Consider the following 12,722-nt stretch of genomic DNA (forward strand, 5'->3'; position numbering starts at 1 on the left):
TCCCGAACGAGTCCGGCGGTGTCGTCGACCGCGTGATGGCTGGTCCAGGGGCCGGAAGGACGGGGTACAGCCGGAACCGGCATGGAGCGGCTTTTGGGCGATTAGTCTCGATCTGGTGGAACAGGTGATGCTCGCACCGGCGGAAGGGCTTACCGAGGCGGAGGCCGGCGCCCGGCGACGGCGCGGTGAGGGGAACATCGCCGTCCAGGGCGGGTCGCGCGGTTACGCCGAGATCCTGCGGACGAACGTCTTCTCGTTCTTCAACCTGATCCTGTTCGTGATCGGCGCGGCCCTGCTGACTCTCGGCCAGTACAGCGACGCCCTGATCAGTGTGGGCCTGGGGCTGATCAACGCGGTGATCAGTGCGGCCCAGGAGATCCGTGCCAAACGGAAACTGGACCGGCTGCAACTGCTGGACCGGGCCGGCGTGCTGGTGGTGCGCGACGGCCGTGAGGTGGAGATAGCGCCGGATCGGGTGGTCCGCGGCGACGTGCTGCGGGTCCGGCCGGGCGACCAGATCGTGGTGGACGGGCCACTGCTGGACGGCGGGCGCCTGGAGGCCGACGAGTCGCTGCTGACCGGCGAGTCCGACCCGGTGGTCAAGCACCCGGGTGACGAGTTGCGCTCGGGCAGCCTGTGCGTGGCCGGGGACGGCCACCAGCAGGCCCGGGACGTGGGGGTGCACAGCTACGCGGGCCGGCTGACCGCCCAGGCGCGGCGGTCCACCACCGACCGGACGCCGTTGCAGCGCCGCATCGAGTTCATCGTGCGCCTGGTGATGGCCCTGACCGCCCTGATGAGCGGGTGCATCCTGGCGCAGGCGGCGCTGGAGGGGTTCAGTGTGCTGCGGGTCGTTCAGATCACCGCGGTGCTGTCGGGTCTCGTACCGTATGGGTTGTTCTTTCTGATCGCCCTGGCCTACACCGCCGGCGCCGTCCGGATCGCCCGCAGCGGGGCGCTGGTGCAGCAGGTCAACGCCGTCGAGTCGGTCAGCAACGTGGACGTGATCTGCACCGACAAGACCGGCACCCTGACCACCGGCCGGCTGACGCTGGAGGAGATCGTCCCGCTCGGTGTGCGGGAGTACAACGAGGCGGCGGAGGCTCTGGGCGGGCTCGCGCACAACGCCGCCACCCCCAACCTGACGGCCCTCGCGATCGCCGGATCACTGGGCGGGCCGGTCTGGGAGGTGCACGACGAGGTGCCGTTCTCGTCGTCGCTGCGCTGGTCCGGAATGGTCACCGGAACCGGCACGTGGGTGCTGGGCGCCCCGGACGCGCTGGCCGGCCGGTTGCGGTGGCAGGTGGAGCCCGCCGAGGTGGCCGACCGGGCCGGGCGGGGCCTGCGGGTGCTGCTGCTGGCCCGGACCGAGGATCCGGAGGCGGGGCTGCGGGACGCGGCGGGCCGGCCGGAACTGCCGATGCTGGAGCCGGTGGCGCTGGCCGTGCTCGACGACGAGTTGCGCGAGGACGTCGTCGAGACGGTGGCCCGGTTCCGTGCCGACGGGGTGGACCTCAAGGTGCTGTCCGGTGACGACCCGCGGACGGTCGCGGCGATCGCCGCCCGCGCCGGGCTCGGCGACGGCGACCCGGTTCCCGGACACGCCCTCGACGATCTCGACGATCCGGCGCTGGACCGGCTGGTCGCCCGGTCCACCGTGTTCGGCCGGGTCGCGCCGGAACACAAGGAACGCATCGTCCGGTCGCTGCGCCGGCAGGGCCGCTACGTCGCGATGATCGGCGACGGGGTGAACGACGCCCGCGCCCTCAAGCAGGCGCACGTCGGCGTGGCGATGCGCAGCGGCAGCGCGGTGACCCGGGACGTCGCCGACATCGTGCTGGTCGACGACAGTTTCGCGGCGCTGCCGCCGGCCCGGCACGAGGGCCGCAGGATCATCAACGGCATCGGGATCTCGCTGTACGTCTTCCTGGCGCGCGTGGCCAGCCAGGGCCTGGTCATCCTCGCCGTCACGATGCTGCAGCTGGGTTTCCCGTACTCGCCGACGCAGGTGGGGCTGACCATGTTCACAGTCGGCATCCCGACGGTGTTCCTCACGTTCTGGGCCGGTCGCGGGCGGCCCGACCCCGACCTGCTGCGCAACCTGGTCCGGTTCGTGGCGCCGGCGTCGGTGATCACGGCGATCTTCGGCACCGCCATCTACACGGCGCTGTACAGCATGATCTCGCACGGCTTCCAACCCGGCCGTACGCCGGCGCGGATCATCCACGAGTTCGAGAAGACCACCGGCCTGAAGTACAACCTGGACGCCGACTTCACCACGGCGTCGGCGACGATCCTGGCGCAGACCGGCCTGTCGACGTTCTTCTGCTTCGCGTCGTTCCTGCTGATCCTGTTCCTGGCCCCCCGGTCGCGGGCGTTCGCGGCGTGGACCGCCCCGACCGGCGACAAGCGGCCGGCGCTGCTGGTGCTGGGCCTGTGCGTGGTGTTCAGCGCGGTCCTGTGCGTACCGGCGCTGTGGAACTATTTCGGTCTGATGGGCCCCTCGAAGCCGGTGTTCCTCGTGGTCCTGCCCGCCCTGATCCTCTGGTACGGCACGCTGACCGTGGTCTTCCGGTTCCGTCTGTTCGACCGGCTGCTCGGCCTCGGCGAACCCCGCCGGTAGTTTTTCTCAGGTGCCCGCGCCGCGGGCCGACTGTCGGCCCATGCGTGCGTTGCCCGGCCGGGCCGGCACCGCTCCGGAATCGTGCGGTGCGCCCGGTGCTGCCCGGCGCTCCCTGGTCGTTGCCCGATGAAGGAGACCCGGCCGGCTGTCATGGGGGGCCATGGGCAGCCGGCCGGGGGCTCCCCCGGTCACCCGGTGATGAACTCGTGGGTGGCCAGGAATCCGGTGCGTTCCCGGATCAGGGTGGTCAGGTTCTCCGCCTCGGTCGCGACGGCCCGGGTGTCCGCGCCGTCGACCGTGCCGATCACCGCCGTGATCGCGGTGATCGTGTTGAGGGCCGCGGCGTTGCCGAAGGTCTTGTTGAACAACTCCCGGTACGCCTTCCGGTAGACGTCGCGATAGGCGGCGCTGGCCAGAAAACGCTCCTTGAGCTGGTGACCGCTCATGAGGCCACCGCCGCCGTTCTGCGGCATCCGCATCCCCTCGGGCGGCTGGAATCCGCCGCCGCGCATGCCGCCGCCCATGCTGACCGACTGGGCCGGGTCCTGGGTGGCCGAACCGGACAGGGTGAGGTTGTAGTCCCAGCCGACGACCGAGAATCTCCTGGTGTCCAGGTCGTACCAGAGGTAGTAGTTGCGGCCGGGGCCGGCCATGTCGTCGAAGTTGACGAGCAGGTTCTGGGTGGCGACGTAGCGGGCGAACGCCTCGACGTCGACGTGGTCGCCCAGGCCGGCGTCGAACTCGGCGTCAGTGGCGCTGTTCACCCACCTGATCAGGTCGATGACCGGCTGGAGGTCCTGACTGCCTTGGAGGTTGATCTGCTTGAAGTCGTCGGCGTACTCCGTCGGGTCGTCGCCCTGGTCGGTGAACCGGCTGCCGGCCAGGCTCTTGTAGAGCACACCCCGGTGGCCGGTGGCGGTGGCGACGGTGTCGGCGAACTCGTCGTCGGGGTGCTCGACCAGCAGCCGGGCGGTGGTGGGGCGGTCGTTGACGGTGAAGCTCGTGTAGGCGTACCTCTGGGTGATCTCGCCGGCCGCCGCGAGGACGTCGAGCGAGACCGCCTCGTTGAGCACCGCCGCGCCGCCGCCCATACCGCCGACGCGTACCGCGATCTCGCGGTGTCCCTGGTAGCGGCGTCCCTCGACGAACTCGTCGAAGCGGATCAGCCAGGGCAGGGTCTCCGGTTCCTCGGCCTTGAGCGAGGCCCGTCCGCCCATGCCGCCGCCCCCGCGGAAGCCGCCTGCGCCCTGGGGAACGGCCTGCCCCTGAGGCGCGGCCCCACCCTGGGGAGCGGCGCCTCCCCGTTGGCCGCCGCGCCGTCGGGACTCGCCGTTGCGGGTGACGCTCTGGAGGGTCGAGTTGCCCTTGAGCCGGATCCCGACGCTCGGGATGACCGTCCCGTCCAGGGTCAGGTCGGCCTCCAGATACTCCTTCTCGTCGTCGTTCCAGAAGGCGTCCAGCACCCGCTGGTAGTCGTCGTCGTGGAAGGTCAGCTTGACGCTGTGCGCCGTGGTCGCGTCGAACAGGCCGGCGGTGCCGGCGATGTTCACCGTCACCTCCTCGCCGTCCCCGGTGCCGGAACTGGTCACCAGGGGCGCGACCCGGACGGTGCCGAACACGACGGCGAACGCCAGCAGGGTCACCGCGCAGGTGGCGAGCAGTCTCCAGTAGTGCCGGACCCGTACCGGGATCCGGTGGACCAGCCGGCGCCGCATCAGAGGTCCGTCTGGTCGTACCCGGTCAGGACGGTGACCCGCTGTCCGCCGGTGCGCTCGCCGAGCCTGCCGATCAGCTCGCCGGGTTCGGTGCCCTTCTTCAGCCGGACCGTGTACATCAGCTCGGTCAGCGCGCCACCCCGGATCGACTCGATGCTGATCAGCTCGAATTCGCTGGTGAGGGAGATCAGCACGTCCTGGATGTTCCGGGTGTGGTCGCCGCTGCCGTCCGGCGGCACCTGCACCTTCACCACCTGGCGCTGCACGTTGGCGGCGAACCAGTTGAACCGGTACATCACCAGGATGATCAGGCTGATCGCGACGGCGGCGACGATCGCCAGGGTGTAGAAGCGGGTGCCGGCCGCCATGCCGACGCCCATCACCAGGAAGATGAACCCGACGTCGCGGGTCTCCTTGATGGCGTTCCGGAACCGGACCACCGACAGGGCGCCGACCAGCGCGAACGCCCGGGCGATGTTGGAGCCGACGACCAGCATGATGAGGGCGATCAGCATCCCGAGGATGACGAGCGTCTGCACGTACGACTGGGAGTACGACACGTTGCGGTGGGTGAACCGGTAGACCCAGGCGATGAACGCGCTGAGCACGAACGACAGCGACAGCGCGATGGCGATGTCACCGACACTGAACGTGCCGGACAGGTCCTGTACTTCGAAGGGCATGGTCAGACCTCGACGGTTTCGGTGTCAGGGATGTGGAAGATCGAGCGCGGAGCCCGGCCGAAGGCCTCCACGCTCTGGCAGTACTTGGAGACCCGCACGATCGACAGGTTCATCCGGGCGGCCAGATCGGTGAGCCAGTACGGCACCCGCTCATCGGCCTTGAACTCGACCACCGTCAGGCGGGCCGGCACGATCAGCCGGTTCTCCGCGTCGGCGGCGAAGTGGAAGTCCCGGTCCCGGCCGCGGACCCGGTGGTCGAGGGTGACGCGCAGACCCACGTCGGCGTCCCGGCCGACGTACGCCTCCCGCTGGTAGCCGGTCATCGCGACCGGCCGCAGGTCGAGCACCGAGATCAGCCCCAGGACCTCCTCCAGGAAGGCCGCCTGCCCGGGCTCGTGCTCGATCATCCGCCGGCCGTCGCACAGTTCCCGGGCCCGGTGGTACGGCAGCGCCACCCGCCGTTTCTGGGTGACCCGGTTGACCCGCTGCTTGATCTCGACGTGCACCTCGGTGTCGTCACCGACGTCGTCACGGTCGCCGTAGTGGCGGATCCGCAGTTTCCGGCGGAACTTCAGGCCCTCGATCTTCTCCCAGTAGAACCGCAGGTCACGGGTGTCGTAGTAGGTGCTCCACACCCCGTAGCCACGGTCGGTGCCATGGCTGTCGGCATCCATCCGGGCGACCAGCTCCCGGCGCAGTTCCGGGACCCGGTCACTGGGCAGCAGGTACTTGATCTCGTACCGGTTGAACGAGTGCAGGGACGTCATGCCCCATATCTATGGACAGCGAGAACAGAGCCAGCTCGATGAACCCTGTGAATCTCATGGGAACGACAGATGAACCCCAGGTGGACCGGGGTGTGATTACTTCAGCGGCGGTACCGGCCGGTATCGCCGCTGGATGACGCCCCGCCCCCGGCGCGGGCACTACCGTTGACCAGGCCATGATCAGCCGACACCCGCACGCGTTCGACCTCGCACTGGCCACCGTGCTCACCTGCGGCGCCTTCGGCCTCCATCAGATGACCGCCGCCCGGATCCCGACGCCGCCGCTCACCACGGCCGACCTCCTCGGCGCGGTGCCGGCCTTCCTGGCGATCGCCGGGCGGCGCCGACGGCCGCGGGCGGTGCTGCTCACGGTGACCGCCGGGCTGGTCGGGCACTACAGCGCCACCCAGCACGGGCACCCCCTCCTCGTGCTGGCGATCGGGATCGTCGCGTACACCGTCGCCGCCGAGACCGACCGGCGCACCACCCTTCTGCTCGCCGCCGGCTGCGGCACCGCCGTCTACGTGGGCAACGCCGTCGCCCACGCCCACCCGGTCTCCCTCCAGAGCCTGCCGACACTCACCTTCATCTCGTGGCTGGCCCCTACCGCTGTCTCAAAGGCCGCGAGACAACGGTGACAGCCAGCCGGATCTTCCTGGCTGGTTCCCACCGCTGCCTCGAAGACCGCGAGACAACGGTGACAGCCAGCCGGGGAGATCGGCGGCCACCGGCGTGCGCTGAAAACAGACACGCCGCTTGCGAATTCGCGTCGCCGGGGGGACCGTTCGGATGCGTGCGCCGAGGGGGACGGCAATGTGCGGACCGGGGCTCATCGTGAGCGGCGATGGGTGCACACGATCGGCGATCGTGTGCGTTCACCAGCATCATTACGATGATCAGGTCGCACGGTCCGGTATACGTGGACGCTCATCGTTGCTATGGCGACGGTCAGAGCTCACGATGCGGCTGTGTGTACTCCGGTAGTCGTTGTGAACAGCTCGACTGCTGGGCCAGACGGGAGGAGTGCCCGGACGAGACGCATGGGCTGAGGAGCAAGTTTGTCAGCCGGCTCACGCCGGCAACAGCCGCATGAGCCACGTCAACACGAGTTTGTCTGCATGAGTTCGTCAGCAGCGAGTTGGTCGGCCGGTGCAGGCCGGCGGGCGGTTACTGCCGCATGATCCAGGTCTGCAGCGGGTCGGGGAACTCGGCCACCACCTCCCAGCCCGCACGGCGGTACAGCTCGACGTTCGCCGGATTGCTGGTCTCCAGGAAGGCGGGCAGGCCGTCCTCGGTGGCCCGGCGCAGACCGGCGGCCATCACCGCACGGCCGAGCCGCCGGCCCGCTGCCGCCGGGTGGGTGCCCAGCACGCCGAGGTACCAGAACGGCTCGTCCGGGAGAGCCGCGTGCAGAGCGTCGTCGTAGGCCGCCATCCGCTCCCGGCCTACGGGCGACAGGGCCATCTCGGTGGCCGGGACGTCTCCGCCGCCGGGCGGCTCCCAGATCGCGGTCGACACACCGCCTTCGATCGTCCAGATGGTCGACCTGTGGACCCGTTTGTCGAAGAGGTGCCCGAAGAAGACCGGAGCGCCCCGGCGGTAGTCGTCGTCGCCGGGGAACAGGAACCGCAGCACCGGGTCGCCGGGAAACGCCGCCACCAGCGAACTCACGATGCGCTCACGGTCGGCGGGTCCCGCCACCGTGATCTCAGAGATGTCAGTCACGACATGGACCCTATCCGCCACGTCGTCCTAGGAGGCTAGCCTCTTGCTCCGCGCGGGGCCGCCTCGGGAACGACGCCGGACTCCGGCAGCCGAGGAGGCGGGCGGACAAATCGACAGCTGCGTCGGCCTCCCGGAGGCGAGCGATCTGGAGGCCGGCGTTGTCGTCGACCGGGATGGTCGGGCCGCTCCTCTCGCCCCCGTCGCGGCGCGTTCGGCGTCGTGGGCCTCCTGCAGGCGGACAGGAACGGCCCGGCGGCGGCCTCGATACCGGAGTTGTCCCCGTCCCGGGCCTCGATACCGGAGTGTCCCCGTCGCAGGGCGCCGTACCGGAGTGTCCCCGTCGCAGGGCGCCGTACCGGAGTGTCCCCGTCGCGGGGCGCGATACCGGAGTGTCCCCGTCGCGGGGGCCGCCCGCGCCTGCGCGGTGGCACACCTCAGTGGTCGCGTTCAGTTGCCGATCGGTTCCGGTGATGGCGACGCACCGGCAGGACCTGGCCTCCGTCCCGGAGGACACGCTGCGGACCGAGCGCGACGAGGCGCTGCGGACCGCGGCGCGGCTGCGCGCCGTGCTGGACTGCGCCCATGACGCGTTCATCTCGATGGACGCCGCGGGCCGGGTGACGGCCTGGAACACGGCCGCCGAGCAGCTCTTCGGGTGGACCGGTGAGGAGGCCGTCGGCCGGCTCGCGACCGAACTCATGATCCCGCCGCGGCTGCGCGAGGCCCATGATGCCGGGATGGCCAGGGTTCGGCGGACCGGGATCTCCGAGTTGTCCGGGCGCCGGCTGGAGCTGACCGCCGTCGACCGCAACGACCGGGAGTTCCCGGTCGAGATGACGCTCCAGCTCCAGCACGATCGGGGCGAGCCGATCTTCCACGCGTTCCTGCACGACATCACGGCGCGGACCACCGCACGGACCGAGCTGCGGCAGGAGCGGGCGTTCCTCCAGGCACTGCTGAACAGCCTGGACACCGGGGTGGCGGCATGTGACAGCGAGGGGCGGCTGGCCCAGTTCAACCCGGCGATGCGGGAGATCCACGGGCTGGGGCCGCTGCCGGTCGCGGCGGACTCGTGGGCACCGGCCCGGCATCTGGTCGCGGCGGACGGGCGTACCCCGTTGGAGCCGGATCAGGTGCCGCTGGCCCGTGCGTGGGCCGGGGAGACGGTGCAGCACGAGGAGGTGGTGGTGTGCGCGCCGGACCGGCCGCCGCGCCGGTTCCTGGCCAACGCCCGTCCGATCGACGCCACCGACGGCCGCCGCCTCGGTGCGGTCGTGGCGATGCACGAGATCACCGACACGTACCGGGCCGAGATGCTGCGCCGTTGCCGGCACGCGGTCACCGAGGGGCTCGCCGAGGCGGTCACCGCGCGGGAGGCGGCGATGGCCGCGGCCACCGCGGTCGCCGGTGGGTTCGGCTGGGCGTGCGCCGAGTACTGGGAGGTCGACGAGGAGCGGCACCGGATCGTACGGGCCGGATCGTGGCACCGCGACGGGATCGACCTGGCCGGGTTCACCGGACCCGCGCCGCTCACCTTCAGCATCGGGCAGGGTGTGCCCGGGGCGGTCTGGGAGCGGGCCGCCGACATCTGGACCAACGACCTGCTCGGTGACCTGATCGACCCGGGGCGGCTGCCGCTCGGGCACCGGCTGGGACTGCGTGCGGCGATCGGCATGCCGGTGCACTGCGGCATCGGGGTGGCCGGGGCGCTGGTGTTCTTCGCCGACACCCCGGTCGGCCGGGACGACGACATCCTCGCTCTGCTGCGCGACATCGCGGCGCGGACCGGCCGGTACGTGGAACGCCGTCGCGCCGAGGAGCTGAACCTGGCCCTGGCCGCCGCCCGGCGCGACTTCAACCGGGTGATCGAGCTGGTCAACGACTGTGTGTGGAGCGTCCGGTTCGAGCCGCCGGACGGGTGGCACCGGCTCTACGTCAGCCCCGGCGAATACGGCGTCTTCGGCGGGCAGCTGCCGTCCTCGGACACGTTCGCCCACGTGATGACCGAGCACATCCACCCCGACGACCTGCCGCAGTTCCGGCACTACCAGCAGGAGATGGCGGCCGGCCGGGCCGCCGAGTTCGAGTGCCGGTTCACCGGCTTCGACGGGGTCGTCCGCTGGGTGTGGTGCCGGGGCTTCCCCCGTTCCGAGGACGGGGTGCTCTACCTCGACGGGATCGCCACGAACGTCACCGAGCGGCGGGAGATGGCCGACCAGCGGGAGCTGCTGCTCGCCCGGGAACAGGAGCAGGTCCGCCGGCTGCGGGAGCTGGACCGGATGAAGGACGAGCTGGTCGCGGTGGTCAGCCACGAGATGCGCAACCCGATCGCGATCATCGCGGCCTACACCGACTCGCTGCTGGAGGAGCCGGAGTTCGCCGGGCGCACCGAACTCGGCGCGATCGAGCGCACCAGCGCCCATCTGCTGCACCTGGTCGAGGACCTGCTCGATCTGGCCCGTTTCGAGACCGGGCCGGCACTGCTGGACCCGCGGCCGTTGCGCCTGGACCGGCTGCTGCGCCAGGCGGTCGAGGAGCACCGGATCACCGCCCAGGTCGACCTGGTCGCCGAGATCGGGCCGCTACCGGTGGTCTCCGGGGAGTCGGCGCGGCTGCGGCAGGTGGTGGACAACCTTCTCTCGAACGCAATCAAGTACACACCGCCGGGCGGGACGGTCACGGTCGGGGCGTACGCCGACCGGGAGGCCGTCACCGTCGACGTGACCGACACCGGCATCGGCATCCCGGTCGAGCAGTACCCGAAGCTGTTCACCCGGTTCTTCCGGGCCAGTACCGCGGTGGAGCGCAAGATCAAGGGAACCGGGCTGGGACTGGCCGTCACCAAGGCGGTCGTCGAGGCGCACGGCGGGACGATCGCGGCCGCGCCGGGGCCGGGCGGCGGGACCCGGTTCACCGTGACGCTGCCGCGATGAGAGCCCGTCCGGTCGGGCTGCGCGGCGTCTTCGCGGCAGGCGGCCGGAGCAGACCTCGTCCACCACGGATCGGCGACCGTTCTGCAACCGGCGCTTTCTCAAGGTCCTCAGCAGGCGTCCGATGAGCAGGGCAACGGCCGCCACGGAGGGTGGCCTTCATGAGTGAGGACAGCCCGTGGACCGGTTCAAGCTGCTCATCGGATCCCTGCGCGCCGGCCACCACTCGGACGAGGGCGCCACGATCGTCGAGTACTCGCTCCTGGTCGGCCTCATCGCGATAACGCTCATCATCGGGTTCCGCGCGCTCGAGACCGACATCGCGGGCCTGTTCAGCCGGGTCATGAACACCCTTACGTGACCCACGGCCCGTCACCGGCACGGTGACCCGGCGGCATCCGCCCGGGGCCGCGGTGAGCTCACATGGCGGCGTGACCGTGCCGCCAGTAGCCGATGAAGTCGATGTGGCCCTTCGGCACCGCACGGTCCTCGACGAGGTGCCGGCGGCCACCGGTGACCAGCGCCGACTCACCGACCAGGTACGCCCAGACCGGCGCGGACGGCAGCTCCGCGGCCCGCAGGGTGGCGAGCGCCAGCTGTCCCGGCACGTCGCCGGGCCGCTCGCGGGCCACGAACCGCAGGTCCACGCCGGACGGCACGCGGAAGTCCTGCCGGTCGTCCATCGACGGCAGCTCCACGATCGCCACCCCCGTGGCGTCGTCGGGCAGCGACTCGCAGATCCCGGCCACCGCGGGCAGCCCGGTCTCGTCGGCGACCAGCAGCGTCCAGTCGTGGTCGGCGCGCGGGTTGTAGCCGACGCCCTGGTCGAGCAGGCCGGCCTGGTCACCCGGGTTCGCGCCGATGGCGAACGTGCTGGCCGGGCCGCTGTGCCCGTCGGCGTCGACGTGCACCACGAAGTCGACGTCGAGACCGTCCGGACGGTAGGCGCGGACCGTGTAGTTGCGCACGAACGGCCGCTTCTGCTTGGCGGTGGCGAGATACTGCGCATACCAGAGCCCGGACGTACGGGTCGGCAGCTTCAGGGTGTCCTGGCCGGGGCGGGGCAGGAAGAGCCGGAACCACTGGTCGAAACCGAGCGGCGTGAACCGGTCGAGGCCCTCACCGCCGAAGGTGACCCGGACGACGTTCGGCGAGATCCGCTCGCTCTTGGTCACCTCGAGGAGCAGCACATGGGGATCGACCGGCTTGCGGATTTTGTAATTCGCCATAGTTAGGCGACCCTAACCTAATCGCCCCAGGCCATCCAGAGGTGGGCATACCTGCCGCCGGCCCCGGTCCATCCCGGCCTCCGAGGCGTCCGGTCCGGCCAGGCGCAGGTCGTCGGCGAGCGGCCCGGCGAAGACATGCACCCCCTCCCCCGCCCTCGACCGAAAACCGGCTGGCTCCCACCGCTGCCTCAACAACCCCGAGACAACGGTCACGACCAGCCACCCACAACCGGCTGGCTCCCACCGCTGTCTCGAGGGCGCTGAGGCAGCGGTGGGGACCAGCTGGGGGTGATCTTGCGGCGTGCCAAGCCTGCCAGGACGCTCCCGCCGGTAACAAAGGACGGTTACCGTTCGGACATCGAACGAGGATGGGCGGATCACCGATGCGGATATTGCTCGTGGAGGACGATCGCCGGGTCGGGGCGGTGATGACCTCGATGCTGCAACGGCGGGGTTACGCGGTGGAGCACGCCGCCACGGCCACCGCCGCACTGGAGGCGGCGCCCTGTGACCTCGTACTGCTGGATCTGAACCTGCCGGACGGCGACGGGATCGACGTGTGCCGCGCACTGCGGGCCCGCAGCGAGCATCTGGGCATCATCGCGGTCACCGCGCGCGGTGAGGAGCGCGACCGGGTGACGGGCCTGCGGGTGGGAGCCGACGACTACGTGGTGAAGCCGTTCTCGATGGCCGAGTTGCAGGCGCGGATCGAGGCGCTGCTGCGGCGCACCGTCCGGCAGTCACCGGTGGCCGGCGGGATCATCGAGGTGGGCCGGATCCGGATCGATCCGGCGGCCCGGACCGTCGAGGTGGACGATGTGCCGCGCACACTGACCCGCAAGGAGTTCGACATCCTCAGCTCACTGGCACGGCAGCCGGGTGTGGCGATGTCCCGGGAGCGCATCATGCTGGACGTGTGGCAGACCACCTGGTCCGGCAAACACACCCTGGAAGTGCACGTGGCGTCGCTGCGGGCAAAACTGGGTGATCCCGGGCTGGTGGAGACCGTCCGCGGCGTGGGCTACCGTTTGCGCACTGGATGAGCAACGG

General features: G+C 70.6%; 10 protein-coding genes. 5 read left to right on the forward strand and 5 right to left on the reverse strand.

Annotation, left to right across the window (positions count from 1 at the left end):
- Nucleotides 1–115 precede the first annotated feature (115 nt).
- Entirely contained in the window at nt 116–2,623 is a 2,508-nt protein-coding gene (locus BC793_RS41750) for an HAD-IC family P-type ATPase (RefSeq protein WP_109602164.1), read from the forward strand.
- A gap of 188 nt (nt 2,624–2,811) precedes the next feature.
- Here BC793_RS41750 and BC793_RS41755 read toward each other — a convergent pair whose 3' ends face one another.
- The 3 genes from BC793_RS41755 to BC793_RS41765 are packed head-to-tail and all read right to left on the reverse strand — an operon-like array spanning nt 2,812 to nt 5,788.
- Nucleotides 2,812–4,338 (reverse strand): CotH kinase family protein, encoded by a 1,527-nt coding sequence (locus BC793_RS41755; protein ID WP_109602165.1) that lies wholly within the window; start codon nt 4,336–4,338, stop codon nt 2,812–2,814.
- The gene (locus tag BC793_RS41760) at nt 4,338–5,021 is read right to left on the reverse strand and encodes a DUF4956 domain-containing protein (protein WP_109602166.1); all 684 of its coding nucleotides are present in this window, start codon (nt 5,019–5,021) and stop codon (nt 4,338–4,340) included. Before BC793_RS41760 ends, BC793_RS41755 begins: the two co-directional genes overlap by 1 nt.
- A 2-nt stretch (nt 5,022–5,023) precedes the next feature.
- Nucleotides 5,024–5,788, reverse strand: coding sequence for a polyphosphate polymerase domain-containing protein (locus BC793_RS41765; protein WP_109602167.1), 765 nt, complete (start codon nt 5,786–5,788; stop codon nt 5,024–5,026).
- Between the two features lie 176 nt (nt 5,789–5,964).
- Here BC793_RS41765 and BC793_RS41770 point away from each other — a divergent pair, with 176 nt between their 5' ends.
- A complete protein-coding gene (locus tag BC793_RS41770; protein WP_109602168.1) occupies nt 5,965–6,426 on the forward strand; it encodes a DUF7134 domain-containing protein in 462 nt (153 codons plus the stop codon).
- A gap of 529 nt (nt 6,427–6,955) precedes the next feature.
- Here the strand turns inward: BC793_RS41770 and BC793_RS41775 are convergent.
- Nucleotides 6,956–7,504 carry a GNAT family N-acetyltransferase gene (locus tag BC793_RS41775; protein WP_109602213.1) on the reverse strand — a complete coding sequence of 183 codons (549 nt, stop codon included), beginning with the start codon at nt 7,502–7,504 and terminating at the stop codon, nt 6,956–6,958.
- A 479-nt stretch (nt 7,505–7,983) separates the two neighbouring features.
- Here BC793_RS41775 and BC793_RS41780 point away from each other — a divergent pair, with 479 nt between their 5' ends.
- Together BC793_RS41780 and BC793_RS41785 are read left to right on the forward strand one after the other, a co-directional pair.
- Nucleotides 7,984–10,446 (forward strand): PAS domain S-box protein, encoded by a 2,463-nt coding sequence (locus tag BC793_RS41780; protein WP_158319537.1) that lies wholly within the window; start codon nt 7,984–7,986, stop codon nt 10,444–10,446.
- A 175-nt stretch (nt 10,447–10,621) separates the two neighbouring features.
- A complete protein-coding gene (locus BC793_RS41785) occupies nt 10,622–10,804 on the forward strand; it encodes a Flp family type IVb pilin (RefSeq protein WP_203896580.1) in 183 nt (60 codons plus the stop codon).
- A gap of 58 nt (nt 10,805–10,862) precedes the next feature.
- On the opposite strand, the gene BC793_RS41790 is transcribed toward BC793_RS41785, so the two are convergent.
- Nucleotides 10,863–11,672, reverse strand: a complete 810-nt coding sequence (locus BC793_RS41790; protein WP_109602170.1) for a siderophore-interacting protein — start codon at nt 11,670–11,672, stop codon at nt 10,863–10,865.
- Nucleotides 11,673–12,055: 383 nt separating this feature from the next.
- Between BC793_RS41790 and BC793_RS41795 the strand changes: the two genes are divergently transcribed.
- Nucleotides 12,056–12,715 (forward strand): response regulator transcription factor, encoded by a 660-nt coding sequence (locus BC793_RS41795; RefSeq protein ID WP_109602171.1) that lies wholly within the window; start codon nt 12,056–12,058, stop codon nt 12,713–12,715.
- The last annotated feature ends 7 nt before the right edge of the window (nt 12,716–12,722 follow it).

It is taken from the genome of Actinoplanes xinjiangensis, assembly GCF_003148685.1.
GTDB classification, from domain to species: domain Bacteria; phylum Actinomycetota; class Actinomycetes; order Mycobacteriales; family Micromonosporaceae; genus Actinoplanes; species Actinoplanes xinjiangensis.